The sequence below is a fragment of the Streptococcus oralis genome (genome assembly GCF_019334565.1).
GTDB classification, from domain to species: Bacteria; Bacillota; Bacilli; order Lactobacillales; family Streptococcaceae; genus Streptococcus; species Streptococcus oralis_CR.
The window spans coordinates 400350-420946 of sequence record NZ_CP079724.1 but is presented as its reverse complement, the minus strand read 5'-3'; the positions used below and the strand labels follow the sequence as shown (position 1 = coordinate 420946).

At 41.1% G+C, this 20597-nt stretch carries 19 protein-coding genes, 17 tRNA genes, 1 rRNA gene and 3 pseudogenes; 8 read left to right on the top strand and 32 right to left on the bottom strand.

Annotated features, from left to right (window positions below; genetic code table 11):
- Positions 1 to 8: 8 nt before the first annotated feature.
- Positions 9 to 341: a glucuronide permease gene (locus KX728_RS02220; protein ID WP_215804936.1), complete on the top strand. Its 333-nt coding sequence runs from the start codon at positions 9 to 11 to the stop codon at positions 339 to 341.
- A 34-nt stretch (positions 342 to 375) separates the two neighbouring features.
- On the opposite strand, the pseudogene pnuC reads toward KX728_RS02220, so the two are convergent.
- Positions 376 to 882 (bottom strand): annotated as a pseudogene (gene pnuC, locus KX728_RS02215) (nicotinamide riboside transporter PnuC); the annotation flags it as partial.
- 39 nt (positions 883 to 921) lie between these two features.
- On the opposite strand from pnuC, the pseudogene KX728_RS02210 reads away from it, so the two are divergent.
- From KX728_RS02210 to KX728_RS02190, 5 genes and pseudogenes are all read left to right on the top strand, one after another.
- A pseudogene (locus tag KX728_RS02210) lies at positions 922 to 1271 on the top strand (IS6 family transposase); the annotation flags it as partial.
- A gap of 24 nt (positions 1272 to 1295) precedes the next feature.
- Positions 1296 to 1616: pseudogene (locus tag KX728_RS02205) on the top strand (DNA replication protein); the annotation flags it as partial.
- Complete coding sequence (locus tag KX728_RS02200) at positions 1609 to 1845, top strand: hypothetical protein (protein ID WP_057489284.1); 237 nt, start codon at positions 1609 to 1611, stop codon at positions 1843 to 1845. The pseudogene KX728_RS02205 and the gene KX728_RS02200, both read left to right, overlap by 8 nt.
- 12 nt (positions 1846 to 1857) lie before the next feature.
- Positions 1858 to 2085, top strand: coding sequence for a hypothetical protein (locus KX728_RS02195; RefSeq protein ID WP_001152920.1), 228 nt, complete (start codon positions 1858 to 1860; stop codon positions 2083 to 2085).
- The gene (locus KX728_RS02190) at positions 2073 to 2234 is read left to right on the top strand and encodes a hypothetical protein (protein ID WP_001062367.1); all 162 of its coding nucleotides are present in this window, start codon (positions 2073 to 2075) and stop codon (positions 2232 to 2234) included. Before KX728_RS02195 ends, KX728_RS02190 begins: the two co-directional genes overlap by 13 nt.
- A 224-nt stretch (positions 2235 to 2458) precedes the next feature.
- Here KX728_RS02190 and KX728_RS02185 read toward each other — a convergent pair whose 3' ends face one another.
- The 13 genes from KX728_RS02185 to KX728_RS02125 form a co-directional block, all read right to left on the bottom strand.
- The gene (locus tag KX728_RS02185) at positions 2459 to 3259 is read right to left on the bottom strand and encodes an energy-coupling factor ABC transporter ATP-binding protein (RefSeq protein WP_215804938.1); all 801 of its coding nucleotides are present in this window, start codon (positions 3257 to 3259) and stop codon (positions 2459 to 2461) included.
- Positions 3246 to 4082, bottom strand: coding sequence for an ABC transporter ATP-binding protein (locus KX728_RS02180; RefSeq protein ID WP_084852522.1), 837 nt, complete (start codon positions 4080 to 4082; stop codon positions 3246 to 3248). The genes KX728_RS02185 and KX728_RS02180 overlap by 14 nt, the downstream gene beginning before the upstream one ends.
- Complete coding sequence (locus tag KX728_RS02175; protein ID WP_012000351.1) at positions 4058 to 4792, bottom strand: energy-coupling factor transporter transmembrane component T; 735 nt, start codon at positions 4790 to 4792, stop codon at positions 4058 to 4060. The genes KX728_RS02180 and KX728_RS02175 overlap by 25 nt, the downstream gene beginning before the upstream one ends.
- Positions 4793 to 4848: 56 nt before the next feature.
- The gene (locus tag KX728_RS02170; RefSeq protein WP_000846130.1) at positions 4849 to 5451 is read right to left on the bottom strand and encodes a hypothetical protein; all 603 of its coding nucleotides are present in this window, start codon (positions 5449 to 5451) and stop codon (positions 4849 to 4851) included.
- A 443-nt stretch (positions 5452 to 5894) separates the two neighbouring features.
- Positions 5895 to 7415, bottom strand: coding sequence for an ABC transporter permease/substrate-binding protein (locus tag KX728_RS02165; protein WP_084873468.1), 1521 nt, complete (start codon positions 7413 to 7415; stop codon positions 5895 to 5897).
- Positions 7408 to 8136 (bottom strand): ATP-binding cassette domain-containing protein, encoded by a 729-nt coding sequence (locus KX728_RS02160; RefSeq protein WP_084873470.1) that lies wholly within the window; start codon positions 8134 to 8136, stop codon positions 7408 to 7410. The genes KX728_RS02165 and KX728_RS02160 overlap by 8 nt, the downstream gene beginning before the upstream one ends.
- Positions 8137 to 8214: 78 nt before the next feature.
- Positions 8215 to 8652: a MarR family winged helix-turn-helix transcriptional regulator gene (locus tag KX728_RS02155; RefSeq protein ID WP_215804939.1), complete on the bottom strand. Its 438-nt coding sequence runs from the start codon at positions 8650 to 8652 to the stop codon at positions 8215 to 8217.
- Positions 8653 to 8794: 142 nt separating this feature from the next.
- Positions 8795 to 9988, bottom strand: coding sequence for an O-antigen ligase family protein (locus KX728_RS02150; protein ID WP_215804975.1), 1194 nt, complete (start codon positions 9986 to 9988; stop codon positions 8795 to 8797).
- A gap of 131 nt (positions 9989 to 10119) precedes the next feature.
- Entirely contained in the window at positions 10120 to 11562 is a 1443-nt protein-coding gene (gene gtfA, locus KX728_RS02145; protein ID WP_215804940.1) for a sucrose phosphorylase, read from the bottom strand.
- A gap of 206 nt (positions 11563 to 11768) precedes the next feature.
- Positions 11769 to 12602 (bottom strand): carbohydrate ABC transporter permease, encoded by an 834-nt coding sequence (locus tag KX728_RS02140; RefSeq protein ID WP_000711267.1) that lies wholly within the window; start codon positions 12600 to 12602, stop codon positions 11769 to 11771.
- A 16-nt stretch (positions 12603 to 12618) separates the two neighbouring features.
- Complete coding sequence (locus tag KX728_RS02135; RefSeq protein ID WP_215804941.1) at positions 12619 to 13491, bottom strand: carbohydrate ABC transporter permease; 873 nt, start codon at positions 13489 to 13491, stop codon at positions 12619 to 12621.
- Positions 13492 to 13509: 18 nt separating this feature from the next.
- Positions 13510 to 14760, bottom strand: a complete 1251-nt coding sequence (locus KX728_RS02130) for an extracellular solute-binding protein (RefSeq protein WP_215804942.1) — start codon at positions 14758 to 14760, stop codon at positions 13510 to 13512.
- Positions 14761 to 14794: 34 nt separating this feature from the next.
- A complete protein-coding gene (locus tag KX728_RS02125; RefSeq protein WP_215804976.1) occupies positions 14795 to 16957 on the bottom strand; it encodes an alpha-galactosidase in 2163 nt (720 codons plus the stop codon).
- A 107-nt stretch (positions 16958 to 17064) separates the two neighbouring features.
- On the opposite strand from KX728_RS02125, the gene KX728_RS02120 reads away from it, so the two are divergent.
- Together KX728_RS02120 and birA are read left to right on the top strand one after the other, a co-directional pair.
- Complete coding sequence (locus KX728_RS02120; protein ID WP_215804943.1) at positions 17065 to 17925, top strand: AraC family transcriptional regulator; 861 nt, start codon at positions 17065 to 17067, stop codon at positions 17923 to 17925.
- Positions 17922 to 18857 (top strand): bifunctional biotin--[acetyl-CoA-carboxylase] ligase/biotin operon repressor BirA, encoded by a 936-nt coding sequence (birA, locus tag KX728_RS02115; protein WP_215804944.1) that lies wholly within the window; start codon positions 17922 to 17924, stop codon positions 18855 to 18857. The genes KX728_RS02120 and birA overlap by 4 nt, the downstream gene beginning before the upstream one ends.
- 74 nt (positions 18858 to 18931) lie before the next feature.
- On the opposite strand, the gene KX728_RS02110 is transcribed toward birA, so the two are convergent.
- The 18 genes from KX728_RS02110 to rrf form a co-directional block, all read right to left on the bottom strand.
- Positions 18932 to 19019: transfer RNA gene (locus tag KX728_RS02110), tRNA-Ser, on the bottom strand.
- Between the two features lie 6 nt (positions 19020 to 19025).
- Positions 19026 to 19099, bottom strand: a tRNA-Ile gene (locus tag KX728_RS02105).
- A gap of 33 nt (positions 19100 to 19132) precedes the next feature.
- Positions 19133 to 19203, bottom strand: a tRNA-Gly gene (locus tag KX728_RS02100).
- Between the two features lie 16 nt (positions 19204 to 19219).
- Positions 19220 to 19292 (bottom strand) — tRNA-Phe (locus KX728_RS02095).
- 3 nt (positions 19293 to 19295) lie between these two features.
- Positions 19296 to 19369 (bottom strand) — tRNA-Met (locus KX728_RS02090).
- An 11-nt stretch (positions 19370 to 19380) separates the two neighbouring features.
- Positions 19381 to 19470 (bottom strand) — tRNA-Ser (locus tag KX728_RS02085).
- Positions 19471 to 19481: 11 nt separating this feature from the next.
- Positions 19482 to 19555 (bottom strand) — tRNA-Ile (locus KX728_RS02080).
- Positions 19556 to 19568: 13 nt separating this feature from the next.
- Positions 19569 to 19642, bottom strand: a tRNA-Met gene (locus KX728_RS02075).
- 5 nt (positions 19643 to 19647) lie between these two features.
- A tRNA-Pro gene (locus tag KX728_RS02070) sits at positions 19648 to 19721 on the bottom strand.
- A 15-nt stretch (positions 19722 to 19736) separates the two neighbouring features.
- Positions 19737 to 19810, bottom strand: a tRNA-Arg gene (locus tag KX728_RS02065).
- 11 nt (positions 19811 to 19821) lie between these two features.
- A tRNA-Leu gene (locus tag KX728_RS02060) sits at positions 19822 to 19907 on the bottom strand.
- A gap of 7 nt (positions 19908 to 19914) precedes the next feature.
- A tRNA-Gly gene (locus KX728_RS02055) sits at positions 19915 to 19986 on the bottom strand.
- Between the two features lie 27 nt (positions 19987 to 20013).
- Positions 20014 to 20086: transfer RNA gene (locus KX728_RS02050), tRNA-Thr, on the bottom strand.
- A 12-nt stretch (positions 20087 to 20098) separates the two neighbouring features.
- Positions 20099 to 20180, bottom strand: a tRNA-Leu gene (locus tag KX728_RS02045).
- A 5-nt stretch (positions 20181 to 20185) separates the two neighbouring features.
- Positions 20186 to 20258: transfer RNA gene (locus KX728_RS02040), tRNA-Lys, on the bottom strand.
- A gap of 24 nt (positions 20259 to 20282) precedes the next feature.
- Positions 20283 to 20355, bottom strand: a tRNA-Asp gene (locus tag KX728_RS02035).
- A gap of 2 nt (positions 20356 to 20357) precedes the next feature.
- A tRNA-Val gene (locus KX728_RS02030) sits at positions 20358 to 20430 on the bottom strand.
- 29 nt (positions 20431 to 20459) lie between these two features.
- Positions 20460 to 20575 (bottom strand): 5S ribosomal RNA (rrf, locus tag KX728_RS02025).
- Between the last annotated feature and the right edge of the window lie 22 nt (positions 20576 to 20597).

Here is a 20597-nt window from a genome sequence, read left to right as displayed (position 1 = left end):
AACCAACTATGTTAACTTCGATGATTCTAGGAATACTAACAATCGTACTAGCTCTCGCCTTCTCACTGCTTCACCTTGCTGCTGCTTTTTCAGCCATGAAACAAAAGAACTACAGTCTGGGAAACACATGCATCTTGGCCGGCAGTTGCCTCACTTCTCTGGCTCTAGCCATCTTTTACTTCGTCCCACTTGCAACCATTCTACTATGGATTGTGGGTTCGAGTATCGTCTGCTATGGTGCCTACTGGAACGGCCAACAGAAAGAAAAACAACATATCTCGCACCACATCGTTCGTATAACGAGCGCTATTGTCATTACGGTATTATTCATTTTGCTATAACACAAAAAAGGATCATCTGATCCTTTTTTACTTTTTAAGCACTCTTTGCTGCCTTGCTCCACTGATACCAACCAACGAGACTATTGATCAAGTAAATCAGGTATTTTCCTTGAATTTGCAAGCTTTCTCCCCACCAGAGATAGATTGAAAAGACATTGGTAGCTGCCCAGAATATCCATTGCTCACGGTAAACAGCTGTCATGAGAATTTGCCCAACCCCATTGGTCGCATCAGTGATGGAATCTCGATAAGGACGGTTGGCTCCGATAGACTGATAAATGAATCCAAATACCAACCACCAAAGAACACTAATGGAAAGATACTTGGTCCAACCTTTACCGTCCAGTTTACGCGCGACAAACTCTTGTTGTTCTTTCTTAAACTGGGCTTGATAAATCCAAACCAAGAGACCAATTGGCTGCATAATTGTAAAATAGAGAGTTGTTAAAACCTCACCATAGAAGCCTTTTTGAAGGGCAAGCACCAGATAAATGATGGAATTAATCAAACCAAATAGGTAGTTACTAGCACGACCTTCAGCTTCTCAAAGAGCAGAAAAAAGGTTAGTAAGGCTTGAGAGATGAATCATTTTAAAAGCAAACAATTCCAACAAGACGTCATCATTGTCGCTGTTGGTTATTACCTACGTTACAATCTGAGCTATCGTGAAGTTCAGGAATTGCTTTATGACCGTGGAATAAATGTTTGCCACACTACGATTTATCGGTGGGTTCAAGAATACAGTAAAATCCTCTATCATCTCTGGAAAAGAAAAATAAACAGTCCTTCTATTCGTGGAAAATGGATGAAACCTATATCAAAATTAAGGGGCGTTGGCATTATCTCTATCGAGCGATTGATGCGGACGGTTTAACATTGGATATCTGGTTACGAAAGAAACGTCGAGCAGACGATAACAGCTATAAGTTAGAAGATACCGCCTATCAAGAAGATAAAGCACGCAAAGCAGAAACCGAAGATAAGCTAGCTATTGAAGCAATGAAAAGCAAGTACACCACGCTATTGCTAGAAAATATGTTGCTAAGTCCGTTTGAAATGCAAGATACAAAAATCATGGCAGGATTGCAAGTCCATGTTTACCCCCTCTATGACGAACTGAAAGAATTAAGAGGGCTAAATAGTGTCAAAGACCACTTGTCTTATGTTGCCAGCAGACGTGAAGAATATTCTAAGCATAATATCGCACGCTACCTCAAAAAAGCCATTGAACAATATCTACAAACGGTTAAAAGGCAGGACTTAAACCATGAGTGAAGACTTAAAAAAGATCAAAGAGCTGGCGGATGAGTTGAGTGTTACAAAACAAAATATTCAATATCACTACCAAAGGTTACCAAAAGAATTACAGCTTAAAAATTCCAATGGGTCTAATCTAATAAATTCTAAAGCAGAAAAAATAATTTTAGGTAAAGTAGAAAGTAGTAGCAAATCAAATACCAAAGACCAACAAATAGAAAAACTAACTAATTTGTTAGACCAGTAACAACGATTAGCCTTGCAAGATAAAAAGTTGCTAGAAGAATACAAGGCGGAAAATGATAACTTAAAAGCCCTCAAAATGCCCTCACAGGAAACAGAATTCAAACACTTAGACAATCAATATAAAGATGAAGTGAACGCTCTTAAAGAGAAGTTGGAAAATTTGCAGGAACAAATCAAAGATCAAAAAAGGATAGAAGAACAAGAAAAACCAATAAAATGGTGGGGACTATGGCGAAAATAGATGATTCAGTTAAAAAGAAAGTTCCAGAATTGCGATTTAAAGGATTCACGGATGAATGGGAACAGCGTAAGTTGGGAGACGAAGTTCGAATAGTGATGGGACAGTCTCCTAATTCAGAAAATTATACTGATGATCCTAATGGCCGCTAAAAATGCGAAGACCTATGAAGACCTATTTTGTATTAGTCAAACAAAAAATCCAAAAGAAATGGTATATGATTATGACCATGAAACAAAGTAAAATCAAACCGAGTGATCTGAGGAAGCACCCGATGATCATGAAACGTTATTAAACACAAAAGTCACCCATGTGAGTTCTTGCCAGAAGCTGAAGTTAATCCTTCAACCTGGAAAACCTGCAGAGGTGACTTTTTCTATACATCTCGATTTTTCTGGCAATAATCATTAACCGATAAATATGTCTGTGAATCACCCAGCGACTCCGCTATGTCCATAATCCGCGGTGGTAGTAATCCCACTCGCTGGACAAGTTCGTGATTGCTGAACAATTCCCGTGGACTGCCGGCGAAGCCAAACTTCCCGTGTTCCATAACATACACCGACTCAAACTCGGCGGCGACCCAATCCATGTCATGGGTGATGGTCACAACTTGGTGGCCCGAATCAGCCAACTGATGGAAAATTGCGGTCAACTTGCGCCGGCTTTCCCAATCAAGCGACATCATCGGCTCATCAAATAAATAAATCGCCGGATCCACTGCCAAAACTGTGGCAACGCTCAACAGCTTGCGTTCCGACAATGACAGGTCATATGGACTTTCAGCTGTTTTATCATCCAAGCCAACTCTTTTTAGAGCCGCTAAAGCCCGCCTCGTAATCGTGTCGTGGTCATCCATGACCTGCGCGACATTCCACTCCACCTCTCGTTGAACGGTCGGGTTGAAAAGCTGATCGTCAGGATTCTGAAAAGTAATCCCAACCTTCAGTAACTTTTCGACTGGTTTAAGATCATTAAAATTTTCTCCATCGATCTTAATCACACCGGTTTGTGGTGTCAGCAAGCCCGTCAACAATTTGAAGAGCGTTGATTTGCCGGCACCATTTTGGCCGACAATCGCCACCATCGGATCGGCGAAGTGTTTGTCTTCAACATCCAAGCTAAAGGACCGTTCCGGATAAGTGAAAGTCAGGTGGCTCAGTTTAATTGTGGACATAACGAACCTCCTTCAGATCAGCGTAATTCACCGGATACCGGCCATCAGCCAAGTGCCAATCCATTTTTTGAGCAAGTTGCTGGATTGTCGGGGCTGGAATCTGCCAGTCAGCTGCCAAATGATTAAACACCTCACCCGGCCTGCCCTGGGCCACCATTTGACCCTCGTGCAGCACCCACACAACGTCGGCGACTTCGCACAAATCGTCAATTTCACTGGTGACAATGAAGACAGTCGTCTCTTTGACTTGGGCCAGCCATTGGAAAAATTGCCGGCGGCCAAGGGGATCCATCTCACTGGTCGGATCATCCATAATCAAAACAGCCGGATTAGCCACAATCGCCGTGGCAATTGCCAACCGCTGGATCTGACCACCGGAAAGGCTCTCGGGACGAAAATTCAGCTGTTCAATCAGCCCCATTTGCGTGGCAACTTCTTCAACCCGTTTTTGAATCAGTCCTTCAGCCATTCCCTGATTAATCAAGTCAAAGGCGATTTCATCGGCAACCGTGTCTGCCAACCCGCTTAGTTGGCCAGCTGGATTTTGCAGTACAACTCCATTCATGGCATTATAAACGGGCCAATTGTCGGACACTCGCTGGCCAAACATGTGCCAATCGCCCTCAATCTCAGCAGACACAATTTTGGGAATGACCCCTGCCAGCACACGGCACAAAGTCGATTTGCCGGAGTGGCTATTCCCGATAATCCCAACCACCTGGCCGGTATGAACCTCCGCGTTAATCTGACGCAGTTGTGGTTGCTCAGTACCCGGATAACGGGTGGTCAAATTTTCAATTACAATCCGTTTATCTTCGTCCATATCTTCCACCCAATCAATAAAATTGCCAATCCAGTCAGACCAATGTGCAGCGTCCGCGACAGGCGATACACTCGCTGGGAGGTTCTGACAGTCCGGTTGAGATTATCAAAACCTCTCAGTTGGAGAGAAATCGACCGCGTCATCGATTGATCCAAGGTCTTAATCACCAATGGAATTAGAACCGGCAGGACTGACTTTAATTTCTGAATCAACGTTTTTTGCGGATTGGTTCCGCGAACTTTTTGTGCCTGCTGGATTTTCCGCATATTGCGCATCATTTCCGGCAAAATATAACACACCGACATCAGAACGTAGACGGTTTTATAAGACAATCCGGACAGTTCCAAATAGGCCGCGTTTTCTGAAATACTCGTGGTCACCATAAAAAAGCCACTGGTCAAAATAATCACCAATACTCGACAACCTAGAGTGGTGGCGTAAATCAGGCCTTCTTTGTAGAACGACACCCCAAGCACAGAAAACAGCACAGTTTGATTCCGACTGTAAAATAACCCTTGGATGATCAGCATGGTGCAAATCAGAAACAGGCTGAATCCCAGCGCCTTAAAGGTGGTAGAACTCAATTTGGAAAATAACAATAGCAGAGTTGCGACAAGAATTAATCCGGCCTGAAGCAATAAATTCATACTGGCAAAGCTCAACAACGTCATGTCCAAGATGAACAAGAGCTTAGTAATCGGATCGATCACCTGGTACTACTTGAGCTTGACCCGTGGCGCTCCAGAAATCAATGTTTGATCAGTCATCATTTATCATCGCTAAAGAAGTGCACCATCCGCTTCGGCAGCTGACGATAGATGAAGAATGCCAGGTAGGCCACGCAGACTTTATCCAAAATATCCAAGACAAACTCATCGGTAAATGAGGCCAGCCACACTGGTGCATGATTGGCGACCATTACCGCAAACAATGAGTCACCCCAAGCGATACCGGTCTGACCACCCCAAAAGATGACGTTGAGTGGCGTTGAAATGACAGCTGAAACGATGGCAATAATAATAGCAGAAACAAATACTCGTCGCGCTGACGAGAACCACCCATTGGCGTGCAAAACTCCTACAGCAATCCCAATTCCGATGCTGGTAATCGCATACACGGTTGAAATTGGCGATAAGGTCAGCCCATAGATCACGTTGTTGATGAAACCACTAATGGCACCGGCAACCGGCCCAGCCAACATGCTGGTAAGAAAGGTTCCCAAAGACCCCAGCCAAACGGGCAACTTTAACCCCTCCGCCAATGCTTTGGCAACATAGTTAATCCCCACGGCAGCGGGAATCAAAGTCATGGTGGCAGCACTTAACTTAAATTTCCACATACTGGTACGATGAATCGGTTCTGTTTTCATAATCTTCTCCTTTTGTTTTTAAAGAGCCGTGTCTGGATAGACTTTCGGACGCAACGCTCTATTATATATCTACTGAACTGTCTATACACAAGATTTCCATCCTTAGTCGACATGAGCTGGAAATCTTTATTTGTTAAGTAGTTCACAACACATTATACACCTATTTTGTGAATAGTCAAGTGTATTTACAGTAAAAATCTAGAAAATCCTGAAAATTTCCTCTTATACTCTTCGAAAATCAAATTCAAACTACGTCAGCGTCGCCTTACCGTACTCAAGTACAGCCTGCGGCTAGCTTCCTAGTTTGCTCTTTGATTTTCATTGAGTATTATTTCCCATTTTAAATGACATTTAGTAACTCTAATACCAAAAAAGCCCAGACAAGATTGTCTGAGCATTTTTCTATATGGTCATTTAAAGAAGTTGAGTTTGACATTTTCAATCTATTTCTTCAACAATCCTTGTTCTTGGAGAAACTCCTTGGCTACTTGTTCTGCTGACTTGCCTTCAACACCGACTTGGTAGTTGAGCTGGCTCATCTGGCTTTCAGTAATTTTACCAGCCAATTTATTGAGAACTGGCTCCAACTCAGGATGTTTCTTGAGAAGAGCTTCTTTCATCAGAGGTGCCCCTTGATAAGGTGGGAAGAGTTGCTTGTCATCTTCCAAGACCTGTAAATCATAACGCGCCAATTCTGCATCCGTCGAATAGGCATCTGTGATTTGAATATCGCTCGACTGAATTGCCTGATAGCGAAGCGCTGGCTCCATGGTCGCTACGTTGAGATTGAGACCATACATTGATTGCAAGCCCTTATTACCATCTTCACGGTCATTAAACTCGAGTGTAAAACCTGCCTTCAGCTGCCCTTCTACCTTTTTCAAGTCAGAGATGGTCTTCAAACCGTATTCTTGAGCAATTTTTCTCGGAACAGCTACAGCGTAGGTATTTTGATAAGACATAGGTTTGAGATAGGCTAGTTGATCCTGTTTGGCAATACCATCACGCGCCACTTGATAAACCTGATCTGGTTCATGACCTACCTTGGGTGATGGCTGAAGCAAACTTTCAGTCACCGTACCGGTAAATTCAGGATAGATGTCAATATCCCCTTTTTTCAGAGCTTCATAGAGGAAGCTTGTTTTCCCAAAATTCGGCTTAACAGTCGCAGTCATACTGGTATTTTCTTCAATCAGCAACTTATACATATTAGCCAAAATTTCTGGTTCCGGTCCCAATTTCCCAGCAATCACCAAGTTTTCTTTCTCTTTTTGAGCCAAAAGGGCTGGACTATAAGACAGACCGAGCAATATGGTCACCAAGGCAAAACCAGAGAAAATCGTCCGCAATTTTGCTTTTTCCATCACTTTTAGTAGGAAGTTAAAGGCAATGGCCAGCACTGCAGAAGAAAGTGCCCCAATCAAAATCAGACTGGTATTATTGCGGTCAATTCCCAAAAGGATAAAGGAACCCAGTCCCCCTGCACCAATCAAGGCAGCCAAGGTCGCCGTACCGATAATCAAGACAGCCGCTGTCCGAATCCCAGACATAATGACGGGCATAGCAAGTGGAATTTCAAACTTCTTGAGACGCTCCCACCTGGTCATCCCAAAGGCAATTCCAGCCTCTTGTAGACTTGGATCAATTCCCTTCAGCCCAGTGATGGTATTTTGTAAAATCGGAAAAATCGCATAAATCACCAGAGCAGTCAAAGCAGGCAAAGTTCCAATTCCCATCAAGGGGATAAAGAGTCCCAACAAGGCCAGAGACGGGATAGTCTGGAAAATTCCTGCAATCTGCAAGACCCAGTCCGCCAACTTCTCATGATAGCGAAGATAAACAGCCAAAGGAATAGCAATAAAAATAGCTAGTAACAAGGTCAAAAGCGACAACTGCAAATGTTGAGATAGAGCTGTTACCCAATCACCAAAACGATCCTGAAAAGTTGATATCAAATTAGTCATGAACACTACCTCCAAACAAGTCTGCTACAAACTCTGTGGCAGGAGCTTTTAAAATGGTCTCGGGATTCGCCACCTGACGAATCTCTCCGTCCTGCAAAACAGCAATACGGTCCGCCAATTTCAAAGCTTCATCCGTATCATGGGTCACAAAAATCGTTGTCATTCCAAACTCTTTATGCAATTCTTTCGTCAGAACCTGTAGCTGTTTTCTCGAAATAGCATCCAAAGCCGAAAAAGGTTCATCCATGAGGAGAATCTTAGGCTGACCAATCATAGCACGAACAATACCAACCCGTTGCTGTTCTCCACCAGATAATTCACTAGGTAAGCGATGCCCATACTCAGCTACCGGTAAACCAACCTTAGCTAAAAGCTCTTCTGTTTTCTGAGCAATTTCTTCCTTAGTCCAGCCCTTCATCTCCGGAATGAGAGCAATATTTTCCGCAACCGTTAGATTGGGAAAAAGAGCAATGGCCTGTAAAACATAACCAGTAGAGAGACGAAGCTCACGCTCATCATAGTCTTTGATGCGCTTGCCATCCATATATATATTTCCATCAGTTGGTTCCAAAAGACGGTTAATGATCTTAATCATGGTCGTCTTACCGGACCCAGAAGGCCCAACTAAAACCATAAATTCCCCATTCTCAATCCGTAAATTAACATCTCTCAAAACATCTTTTTCTGTATAGCGTAGCGCTACATTTTTGTATTCAATCATTCTTTGTCCTCAATTTAAAACTTTCCTCGATTGGTCAAGTTACCAAACTTTTAATAACTAATTTACCCCATTCTAAGCCTAATTTTCCTTCTCTTTCAGATTGTTCAAAATGCGTTCCTGATAACTTTCAAACTGGCGAATTTCTTCCTCTGAGAAACCTTTATAAAAAATAGCATCCAGTCTTTGACTAACACGATGGCCAACTTCTTTCTGGGACCAACCTTGCTCTGTCAACTTGACATATTTCTTTCTCTTATCTATTCCACATGGGCTAATGATGACCAGGTTTTGCTCCTCAAGTTTCTTAATCATGGTTGTGAGCGTATTGTTGGTGAGACCAGTCGCAAGTGCAATATCTGTCGCCGTAGCGCAACCCGTTTCACTCTTCCATAACACCGTGAGAATCTTTCCCTGTTCACTCCGATAAAGAGCCTCAGGATCCTGACTCAGTAACTTTTGAAAAATCCGCCCATTCAACAAACGAATATGATGGGCTACCAAATGACTATCTTTCATGACTTCTCCAATTTATTTCCATATCGAATTATATTTCATTGTAATACTTATCATTTCATCTGTCAACTATTTCGATTTAGAAATAAATTCGCAATTAAAAAAATCTTCTACTCAAGGTAGAAGATCTTCAATCTTTATAAACTTAGTCGGTCATGTCCGCTACTAAGGTACGATGTTCCAACGGTAGGCTACACATAACCAGCAAGAAGATGAAGCCTGACTGAATCCAGAAGAGAGCCAAATCAAAAATTCCATGTACAGCGACTACTGTAAGGAAGGAGAGATAAAGACCGATAATTGGTCGTTTGCCCGACTCCTGACTCATATCCATCATCATGTGAACCGGGATAACCGAAGAAATGGATAGGAGAATGGTTCCAATCAAACCATAACTCAAAATAGTATCGATGTAAAGACTATGCGCGTGCTCGTGGTAAGGTGCATGAATTCTCGGAAAAGAATTCATATAGGTCAGCGGACCTTCTCCCCAGATCGGATTTTGTTTAAACAAAGTCATACCCGCATTCCAGATTGAAACACGCTCCTCCATTGAAGAATCTAGCGTTCCCATACGGACACCCAAATCGCTTGAGAAGAGGAAACAAAGGCCAATCCCGAAAACTCCAATACTGAGCCAGAAGGCGCGCCAGTTTTTAATGGTTGTAAAGAGATAAATGATGGCACCAGCGATGATGGCAGGAAAGGCTGTTCTATTTTGCGTAAAATTCAAACCAAATAGATTCACAAAACCTGCTAGCACACAAAAGACTTTCAACCATCTTAACTTCGTCGTTGTAAAGAGATAAAAGGCAATCATGATACAGAAGCAACAGATAATCCCATAGTAGTTAGGATTAAAGAATGTGACCTCCGCACGGTTTTGGTGCCATACTTGCATATTAGGCGAAAGAAAGGCGTAGTTAAATTTCTTTACAATTTGGAAATGCTCCAAAGTAGCAAAAACAGCAGAGAGCACACTACCAAACAAGATTGTCTGCAGTATCAGTCGAAAGAAAGCATGTGTCAGACGTTTCTGGTAAAAACTAAAGAAAATGAGGAAGAGAAACATCAGTAAAGATGCAACCAATCCAAGCCAGTTCTTGGCGACGATAGAGATGATACTACTGTAGGCAATAAAAAAGAGAAGTACAGGATGTTTGGCCAATCCTTTGATAATTCCCTTCATCTCCCCAGTAACAAGTAAACCTATCAAATATAAAGCAAAGAGGGCTAAGAACAAATAAAAAGGTAAAAAGATACTTATGATCATCAAATATAAAAAGAAATCTTTTTTCGAAAGCCCTCTTATCTTATCCAGTAATCCAATTGATTTCAAAACGGATCCTTTCTGTTCTGGATTTCTCCAGAAGATAAATGCTAAACTATCTTTATATTCTACCATTTTTTCCGTCATTTGGGAACAATGAACACGTTTTCACTACAAAAAATTCTGTCATCAATATAGCACTAGAACTGAATTTTTCTGCCGTTTTCCACTACTTGATAGGTCTGACTTTGCAGATCAATTTCTGCTACTGCTGTTACGGACTTGTCTTTATTTTGACGTTTGATTACAATGCTGTGAGCTGTTGGTGTTTCAATATCAATAGTCCCTTCTAGGTCAAAGGCCTCTGATTGATTACGGAAAGAAAATAGATTGAGAAGGGACTTCACCACAGGCCGTTGAACTTCTTCTGCTATTTCTTCATTGCTATAGTAATGACGATTAATATTTCGACCTTCTTTGGTTTCTTCTAACAATTTCAAGTCATTTTTTCCTGCTAATAGACCCACATAGTAAACCTGAGGAATGCCTGGAGCAAAAGCTTGAATCAGACGAGCGAGGAAGTACTTGACATCATCATCTCCAAGCGCAGAATAGTAGGTTGAATTGATTTGGTAGATATCTAGATTGTTATACTCTGCACTGGAGTACTTCCGTTTGACATTCGCTCCAACCTTATAGAGCTCATTTGAAGCATAGTCAACTTCCTCATCAGTCAGGATATCTTTGACATCCACCACTCCAATTCCATCATGAGTATCTAGTGTCGTAAATTGCTTCATCGGGCTCATCTTTAACCACTTTGCCAAGCGCTCTGTTCTGGAACTGTAAAGAGTATAAAGGGTCACCATTGGAAGGGCAAAATCGTAAACATAGTAATCATGGTCCGCTATTTTAAACTGAATCGAATAGTGTTCATGAATCTCAGGTAAGAGCTCTGTCCCATACTCAGCAGCGATATCTCGAACTTTGTCCAATAAATCCCAAATATCTGGTTCTACAAAGAAATCATTGGTATCCAATTTCTTCACTGCATAAGCAAAGGCATCTAGACGAATCAAATCACACCCGTTACTTGCTAGATGTTGAATCGTCTTACGGATAAATGACATCGTTACTTCTTTGGTCACATCAAGATCAATCTGCTCCTCACCAAAAGTATTCCACAAATGTTCTACTGAACCATCTGCAAAAAGAATCTCTTGCTTTGGTGCACGGTCCTTACGCTTGTAAATTAAATCTACATCAGCTTGTGTCGGACGATTTTCCGGCCAAAACTTATCCCAGTTTAAAAAGAGATCTTTAAATTCACTAGCTTCATGTTTTTCTTGATAGTCCTTATAATATTTCGATTGACGAGAAATATGGTTAATCATAAAGTCAAACATAAGATAATATTTCTCACCTAAACGCTTAACATCCTCCCAATCACCAAACGCTGGATCCACTTCATCATAGTCAACTGGTGCAAATCCACGATCACCTGTTGACGGGAAAAATGGTAGAAGGTGCACTCCCCCAATAGCATCGCCAAAATATTCTTCCAAATTCTCATACAAGACTTTAAGGTTATTTCCAAGACTATCTGAGTAAGTAATCAACATAGTTTTATTTTGAATGGTCATATATGGTCTCCTTTTTCTGATGAAAGCCAAGTCTTATATGACCTGGCTTCGTAAATGAAAGATATTTTTAGGTTTTTGTTCACATCGAACTCGTACTAATATAGACTGCACGTAACTAAGTACTACTTTCTTGTTTTCTACATAGAATTGTAAACAAGCTGAACTGTTCCTCTATGTATGGAATTATAAATTCCCTAAGCACTTTTTTACTTCACTGCCCCGTTACTCATTCCTGAAATGATATGTTTTTGGAAGATGAGGTAGACAATGGTTATCGTTACAATTCCCACAATATAAGATGCAAAACTTGGGCCATAGTCATTGAAGTACTGACCTTGGTAGTTGTATTGGAAGAGAGGTAAAGTCCACATCTTGGAATCCTTATTCAGAATCAAGAGTGGCAACATAAAGTCATTCCAGAACCAGAGAGCATTGATAATCAAAGTTGTCGCATGCATGGGCTTCAACATTGGAAAAATGATTCGACGATAAGTTGTAAAACGATCAGCCCCATCAATTTCTGCAGCTTCATCTAAACTATCTGGTATACTGATTTTAATATAACCAACATACAAGAAGAGAGTCTGTGGAATTGCATAAGTTAGATAGAGTATTACCAACCCCCACATATTTGCTAGACCGAGTTTACTCATCATAACTGTGATGGGAATCATAATCACCTGAAATGGAACAAATATCCCTAAGATCAAGAGCGAATACATAATTGCAAAGGCTTTTTTCTTAGACATATTTCGAGCAATGGAATAAGCTGCAGCTGGTATAAAGAAAGCTACTACAATCAATGATAACACCGTAATAACTGCTGAATTCCAGAAATAGCCTCCAATTCCATCCGAAATCAATCGTTCATAATTACTTAAGGTAAAAGGATTGGGCAAACTAAAGAAATGATTCATGATATCCTTGGTTGTCTTGAAGGAACTGAATACCGTTACCAACAAAGGAACAAGTATAAGAATACCACCGACTATCAAGAGGACATATTTCCAAAACTGATTCAATTTTTCTTCTTTTTTCATGTGTAGGACTCCTCTATTAGATTTCAAATTTCTTTGATAGCTTGATTTGGATAAGAGAAACAATTCCAATAATTAAGAATAAAATCAAGGCAATTGCATTCGCATATCCATATTGATTACTCTTGAAAGCATAGTTGTAGACTAAAAGTCCAAGAGACGTTGTAGCATTATTTGGACCACCACTCGTCAAGGCAAAAATTTGGTCAAAGGCTGTCAAACCAGACTTAAGAGCCAAGATAAAAACCATTGAGATCGTTGGCAGTAAATAGGGCAATTCAATCTTCCAAAAGGTTTGTTTACTTGTTGCACCGTCAATTGATGCTGCCTCCAAAATATCACTTGGAATACTCTGAAGACCAGCAAGAAAGAGGATGATTGGCATTGCTACTCCTTGCCATAGAAGAACGAAAATAGTTGCCACTACCGCACCGACAGGTGTTCCTAATAGACTCTCTTGTAAAAAACCAACCCCTAAAATTCTTCCAATCGTTGGAAGACCATAGTTGAAAAATTGTTTAAAAATCAAGGAAACTGTCAAACCAGATAAAACAGCCGGGAAAAAGAACCAAGCTCTAAAGAAGGTCTGTCCTTTCATCTTAGAATTTAAGGCTCGTGCCACAACCATCCCAATTGTAATCTCTCCAACAATCAATGCCAGAGTTAAAATCAAAGTAAAAGCTATGGCTGTGAAGAATTTCCCATCAATCATCAACAATTTGTAGTTATTTAAACCAACAAATTTATAATTATAGGTCAATCCAGTCCAGTTAGTCAAACTATAGAAAGCACCTTGTACCATTGGAAAGTAAAAGAAGATAGCTTGTAAAGCAAGCGGGATTAGCAAAAATGTCCAACCCCAGTATTTATTTAAAAATTTTCGAATAGCCATATCATCTTAACTCCTATTCTAGTCCAAATCTGCCTTCATTGGATTAAAGAAAGCATTGAGATTGTTTGCCATATTTTTCAGATTTTTATCCATCAGGTAACCTGCACTTAGATTAAAAAAATCTTCTTCAGAATTCCAGTGTTGACCCAACCAAACATAATGTTTATCCGTAAATGCCAGTTTAGAAATCTCTGCAAGTGCTGAATCTTCTTTTTCTTGTATACCTTTTACAGCAACTGGTGATCCATCTACATCATAATATGATTGCATAGCTTTTGGACTAGTCATATAGCTGATAAATTCCTCGGTTTCTTTAGGATGTTTAGTAGTAGCTGAAGTTGATAATGCCATGTCCCCTGCACCAACAGTGGCTTCTTTTCCTACTTCTTCTCCAGGAAAAGCAAACATCCCCACCTCAAATTTTGGATCCTGTTGATTAATTGCGGCTAATGCCCATGATCCTTGTGGCATCATCAAGGCTTTTTCACTCGAAAATGCTACCACCGCATCATTATAAGAGGCACCACGCCAACCATCTTGAGCATTATCTGCTAATAAATCGAGTCGTTCTGCATCTGCTTTTAAAATAGCATCATCTGCAGAGATTGCGTTTGGTTTTGAAAAGCGAAGATAGTTATTAGCCGCGTCTCCACTACCCGTAAGGGTAATGAGAGAAAGTTGGTGGTAACCATTTAGTGTCCAGCCTTCATTGCCTGCAACCGCAAACGGAGAATTTCCACTATCTTTTATCTTTTTGACAATCTCTTGAAACTCTTTAAAAGTCTTCGGTTCCTCAAGTCCTAATTCTTTAAACTTCGTTTTATTGTAATAGATTCCATAAAGGTTGGCCGTTAAAGGCACACTATAAATCTTGTTATTGATTGCATACTTTTCGGCATAGTCATTCTTGATGTTCTCAAGATAGGGTTTTCCTGTCATATCTGCAAAATAGCCTGCCTTCGCCCACTCCTGAAAATCCATATTTTGAGGATAGATATTAATAATATCTGGAACATCTCCTGATAAAATCCGAGTCTTCAGAACAATTCCAGCTGCCGGAACAGTCGTCAACTTCACATCAATATTAGGGTGTTCCTTTTCAAAATCATCCACAATCTTTTGCAAGGTATCTGCCATCTCGGTCTTCTGGTTAAAAAACTCAATCGTTACCTTACCATCAGTTGATTGATTGTTCTGACCACAAGCCACTAGGCCTAGTAAACTTGCCCCAGCTACTAAAAGAAAACCTGCTTTCTTATACCATTTCATTGGAATGCCTCCTTGATAAATTTATACGCTTTTATTATAGTCTTTTGAATTTATACTGTCTACTCAAAAAATCTCCTGGTGATAGGGTAACAGTTAAACCTGCATACATGAGCTCTGCACCCGAATAAACAATGTTTGTCCCTTCCAGCTCATAAAGCACTTCCACTTCTAAGTCTTTCAGTTTCAAGGTGGTTTCCATTGTTTCCACAACTGATAGGACTCGGACGTAGGTTACGATCGTCTGATTTCCATAGTTAAATTGCACAGCTGCTTCATTGGATTCAGCATTGGGATTGATTAACCTATACTGATTTCCCAACTGGACTACTGGTCGCAATTCTTTATACAAGTTCACCTGATTAGCGATCTCATCCTTCTCTTCATCTGATAAACTTGTCAAATCAAGCTCATACCCCAGATTTCCCATCATGGCTACATGACCACGAGTTTCCAATGGTGTCATTCGTCCCATCTGATGATTTGGTACTGCTGACACATGAGCCCCCATAGAAATGGTTGGATAGAGATAGGATGAACCGTATTGAATTAGTAAACGTGCAATAGCATCTGTATTATCACTAGCCCAGACCTGTGGGAAATAACGCATCATACCAAGATCATTTCGTCCACCACCACCAGAACAGGACTCAAAGAGAATATGGCTATGCTTCTCTGTCAGATAAGAAACGAGTTCGTAAAGCCCCAGCATGTACTGATGAGATTGCATCTGGGTTTCCAAGTAGGCTGAACCATTCCCCAGATTAGTGATATTGCGGTTCATATCCCATTTGATGTAGTCAATTTTATGATGAGAGAGAAGTTCATCTAAAACATTTTTCAAATATTCTACTACCTGAGGATTGGCAAGATTAAGTACTAATTGATTTCGAGAGTAAGTATGCTCATAACCTGGAACCTGAATAGCCCAGTCAGGATGTTTGCGATACAAGTCGCTATCAACAGAAATCATCTCCGGTTCTAACCAAAGCCCAAACTGCAAACCTCTTTCATGGACAGCTGAAATCAGACTTTCTAGACTTCCACCCAGCTTTTTCTCATTAACAACCCAATCACCTAAAGCACGATTATCATCAAAGCGATTACCAAACCACCCATCATCTAATACAAAAAGTTCAATACCAACTTTCTTAGCTTCATCAGCTAGTTCTAACAATTTTTCTCTCTGAAAGTCAAAGTAGGTAGCTTCCCAGTTATTGATTAGAATTGGACGCTCTTTTTTAGAAAAGTTACTTGGCATAATGTGCTTAAGTACAAAATTCTGACTTTCATGACTAATACCAGTTAATCCCTCGTCTGAATAGGTCACTAAAGCTACCGGTGTTTCAAAGTCTTCCTCAGAATCTAACTTCCAAGAAAAGTTTTCTGGATTAATTCCAATAGCCACCCGAACTTCATTCAGTTGATTCTTTTGGACAAAAGCTTCGAAGTTTCCACTATACATCAGTTGTAGAGCAAACACATTCCCAGCATCCTCTGTAACTCCTTGATCACATAATAGAAGAGCTGGTGTTTGAGCATGCCCAGAAGCTCCACGGTTCGAACTAATCGAAAAGATTCCTTGTTCTACCTGTTGACGTCGGACAGTCTTTTCACGAGCATAAGCTCCCTGCAAAGTTACTATTTCGTAAGCTGCAGCAGGAAAATCAGCCATGAAAGAAAAGTCCTTATGAATGACAACTTCCTGATTACTATTATTCTCCAATTTGCTGTAACTAGCAATTGTCGCATCATTATCAAAAGCTGTATAATACAAAGTCAGACTAAGTTTAGCTTGAGGATCTTTTAAAATCAAGGCAAGCGTCTCTGTACCATCCATGCTGTGAGGAGAAGGTAAGCCCTGTGGACCATTCTGACCTTTTAAAATCTTTGCTTCTACAAATCGAAAGTCTGTTACTTCAGTTGCATCATGTTGAACCTGTATAGTTGGTTTTCTAAAGTCACCCAAACCATGTTGTCCAAAAATTTGACGTTGCGTATCCAAACTAAAGGTTCGATTAGTAGCTGTTGGATTACCAGAAAAAGCATGATCGCGTTCGTAAACACTATTAGCCCCTCTATAGTTCTTAATAGTCTTTCCTAAATGTTTTAATAATAAGAACCCATCCCTATTTTCAATAATCAAACTTAAACCTTTACTCTCAACGTAAAATAGATTATTCTCTATCCGAATTCCCATAAATTGTACCTCATCGATTTCTTGATAAAATTTTATCACATAAAAGCGCTTTCTAAAATAGAAAAATGTCTCTAAAGTATGGTAAAATGTTAGGTAGGAGGTGACCCATGCTCGTTTTTTCAGAATACCAGACTGGAACAATTGATCTTTCTCTTAGCTTCTACGGTTATGAAGAATGCACGCCTAACTACTCTTTTGGCCCAGCTATTCGAGATACCTATGTACTCCATTACATTACTAAAGGAAAAGGTCAATTCCATTATAAGGGGAAAATTGTTGATTTAAAGGCAGGAGATTTCTTTTTACTAAAACCAGATGAATTAACATTCTATCAAGCAGATAGCCAGGATCCTTGGGCTTACTACTGGTTGGGGATCACTGGAGGGAGGGCACCTGACTACTTTGTTCTATCTCAAATTTCTGACCAATCCTACCTCACCCAGTCAAATAACTGTCATACACAAACAACTGCAAAACTTGTTGAAAATATTGTCCGTTTCGCTCAGATTACAAAATCAAATGAATTGGCTCAACTCCACATCATGGGACAACTCCATGAACTAATGTTTCATCTAGGAACGATTGCTCCCAATCAGAAAAAAGAGAATATTTCATCAACTCACCAGCTCTATCTTGACTGCAAACAATTAATTGATAGTCACTATCCACGATCGCTCACCATTCAAGATTTAGCTAAAGAGCTATCGGTTCATAGAAGTTACTTAACTAGTGTGTTTAAAGAATTTCACCAACTCTCTCCAAAAGAGTATTTACTTTTCGTTCGAATGAACCGTGCGCAACAGTTACTAGAACACACCAATGAAACGATCAAAGTCATTGCGTATTCTGTGGGTTTTTCAGATCCATTACATTTCTCAAAAGCCTTCAAGCAGTTTTTTCATAAAACACCTAGTCAAACTCGAAAGGAATACTCTCACTCCCTCTTAGCTAGAAAGGAAAATCAATGAAATCACACCAACTAGTCTACCAAATATTAGCTAGAGAAAACGATTATGTTAGCGGAGAAAAAATCGGAGAAGAACTGAATTTAAGCCGTACATCCATATGGAAAGCGATCCAACGTCTTCAACAAGAAGGCCTAGAAATTGACAGTATCAAAAATAGAGGATACAAGCTTATTCAAGGCGATCTGATATTGCCTGATTTGATTCAGGAGAAAACCAACTTAATCATTCGCTACAAACCTGAGACCAAATCAACACAAACAGATGCAAAAGAAGGGATTGAGGCTGGAAATAAAGGAAATACACTCTATCTTTCAACCTGTCAAACAGCAGGTCGTGGCCGCTTTCAGCGTCCCTACTATTCTCCATCTCAGGGTGGGATCTATATGTCCCTGCATATTCAACCCAATCTTCCCTATGAAAAACTCCCATCCTATACTCTCCTTGTAGCTGCTGCAGTCTACAAAGCCATTAAAAATCTAACTATGATAGAAGTAGATATCAAATGGGTAAATGACATCTACTTAAAAAATAAAAAGATGGCGGGTATCCTCACCGAAGCAATGACATCAGTAGAGACAGGATTGGTTACAGATGTCATTATCGGACTTGGTATTAATTTTTCCATAACAGACTTTCCAGATGACCTAAAAGAAAAAGCAGGCAGCCTATTTATGGCACCTGCACCAATTAGTCGTAATGGGCTCATCTGTGAAATATGGAATTGTTTCTACAATACGGATCCAGATGAGTTACTTTATATCTATAAAGAAAGATCATTAGTTCTTGGAAAAGAAGTTACCTTCCAGCTAGACGGAAAATTGAAAAAAGGACTTGCAAAAGAAATCTCAGAATCTGGTCAACTACACGTCGAACTTGAAGATAAACATACTATCTGGCTAAATAGCGGAGAAATATCACTAACAAATTGGTAATAAACAAATCCCCTTTTAATGATTTAGAAGGGGGATTTACATACAAAAAAAAGAGCCTAGCAGCTCTCAACGTACGGAGAATGGGGGATTCGAACCCCCGCGCCGGTTACCCGACCTAACGATTTAGCAAACCGTCCTCTTCAGCCTCTTGAGTAATTCTCCTATTAATGGGCACGAGTGGACTCGAACCACCGACCTCACGCTTATCAGGCGTGCGCTCTAACCACCTGAGCTACGCGCCCAAGTTCAAAAACTTGGTATGAACTTTCGTTCAAAGCGGGTGACGAGAATCGAACTCGCGACAACAGCTTGGAAGGCTGTAGTTTTACCACTAAACTACACCCGCTTAATAAAATAAAATATGGCGCGAGACGGAATCGAACCGCCGACACATGGAGCTTCAATCCATTGCTCTACCAACTGAGCTACCGAGCCAAATTGCGGGAGCAGGATTTGAACCTACGACCTTCGGGTTATGAGCCCGACGAGCTACCGAGCTGCTCCATCCCGCGTTAATATAAAAAGGAGGATGTGGGATTCGAACCCACGCACGCTTTTACACGCCTGACGGTTTTCAAGACCGTTCCCTTCAGCCGGACTTGGGTAATCCTCCATTATTTACAATGGACCTTGTAGGACTTGAACCTACGACCACTCGGTTATGAGCCGAGAGCTCTAACCAGCTGAGCTAAAGGTCCAACAAGATCAATATAGCGGCGAAGGGGATCGAACCCCCGACCTCCCGGGTATGAACCGGACGCTCTAGCCAGCTGAGCTACACCGCCATGAATCGAGAAGACAGGATTCGAACCTGCGACACCTTGGTCCCAAACCAAGTACTCTACCAAGCTGAGCTACTTCCCGCGTTAAATAAAAAAATGCACCCTAGAGGAGTCGAACCTCTAACCGCCTGATTCGTAGTCAGGTACTCTATCCAGTTGAGCTAAGGGTGCTCATCATTATATGCCGAGGACCGGAATCGAACCGGTACGATCGTTACCAATCGCAGGATTTTAAGTCCTGTGCGTCTGCCAGTTCCGCCACCCCGGCCTCTCTAAGCGAACGACGGGATTCGAACCCGCGACCCCCACCTTGGCAAGGTGGTGTTCTACCACTGAACTACGTTCGCATCGACCTCTTATTCTATATAAAAAAATGCCGGCTACATGACTTGAACACGCGACCCTCTGATTACAAATCAGATGCTCTACCAACTGAGCTAAGCCGGCTACTTTCTATTATGCGGGTTAAGGGACTTGAACCCCCACGCCGTTAAGCGCCAGATCCTAAATCTGGTGCGTCTGCCAATTCCGCCAAACCCGCAAATATGACCCGTACTGGGCTCGAACCAGTGACCCATTGATTAAAAGTCAATTGCTCTACCAACTGAGCTAACGAGTCTAAAATAACTGCCGTTATCTTAAACGGTCCCGACGGGAATCGAACCCGCGATCTTCGCCGTGACAGGGCGACGTGATAACCGCTACACTACGGGACCTATGGGAGTTAACGGGATCGAACCGCTGACCCTCTGCTTGTAAGGCAGATGCTCTCCCAGCTGAGCTAAACTCCCAAAAAGGAAGTCTCTAAACTTCCTATTCTGCTAAGCGACTTCCATATCTCACAGGGGGCAACCCCCAACTACTTCCGGCGTTCTAGGGCTTAACTGCTGTGTTCGGCATGGGTACAGGTGTATCTCCTAGGCTATCGTCACTTAACTCTGAGTAATACCTACTCAAA

Coding starts and splice junctions, on each gene's coding strand:
- KX728_RS02220 (WP_215804936.1), top strand. CDS start 9: ATGTTAACTTCGATGATTCTAGGAATACTAACAATCGTACTAGCTCTC.
- KX728_RS02200 (WP_057489284.1), top strand. CDS start 1,609: ATGAGTGAAGACTTAAAAAAGATCAAAGAGCTGGCGGATGAGTTGAGT.
- KX728_RS02190 (WP_001062367.1), top strand. CDS start 2,073: ATGGCGAAAATAGATGATTCAGTTAAAAAGAAAGTTCCAGAATTGCGA.
- KX728_RS02185 (WP_215804938.1), bottom strand. CDS start 3,259: ATGTCCACAATTAAACTGAGCCACCTGACTTTCACTTATCCGGAACGG.
- KX728_RS02180 (WP_084852522.1), bottom strand. CDS start 4,082: ATGGACGAAGATAAACGGATTGTAATTGAAAATTTGACCACCCGTTAT.
- KX728_RS02170 (WP_000846130.1), bottom strand. CDS start 5,451: ATGAAAACAGAACCGATTCATCGTACCAGTATGTGGAAATTTAAGTTA.
- KX728_RS02165 (WP_084873468.1), bottom strand. CDS start 7,415: ATGACTAATTTGATATCAACTTTTCAGGATCGTTTTGGTGATTGGGTA.
- KX728_RS02160 (WP_084873470.1), bottom strand. CDS start 8,136: ATGATTGAATACAAAAATGTAGCGCTACGCTATACAGAAAAAGATGTT.
- KX728_RS02155 (WP_215804939.1), bottom strand. CDS start 8,652: ATGAAAGATAGTCATTTGGTAGCCCATCATATTCGTTTGTTGAATGGG.
- gtfA (WP_215804940.1), bottom strand. CDS start 11,562: ATGACCATTCAAAATAAAACTATGTTGATTACTTACTCAGATAGTCTT.
- KX728_RS02140 (WP_000711267.1), bottom strand. CDS start 12,602: ATGAAAAAAGAAGAAAAATTGAATCAGTTTTGGAAATATGTCCTCTTG.
- KX728_RS02135 (WP_215804941.1), bottom strand. CDS start 13,491: ATGGCTATTCGAAAATTTTTAAATAAATACTGGGGTTGGACATTTTTG.
- KX728_RS02130 (WP_215804942.1), bottom strand. CDS start 14,760: ATGAAATGGTATAAGAAAGCAGGTTTTCTTTTAGTAGCTGGGGCAAGT.
- KX728_RS02125 (WP_215804976.1), bottom strand. CDS start 16,957: ATGGGAATTCGGATAGAGAATAATCTATTTTACGTTGAGAGTAAAGGT.
- KX728_RS02120 (WP_215804943.1), top strand. CDS start 17,065: ATGCTCGTTTTTTCAGAATACCAGACTGGAACAATTGATCTTTCTCTT.
- birA (WP_215804944.1), top strand. CDS start 17,922: ATGAAATCACACCAACTAGTCTACCAAATATTAGCTAGAGAAAACGAT.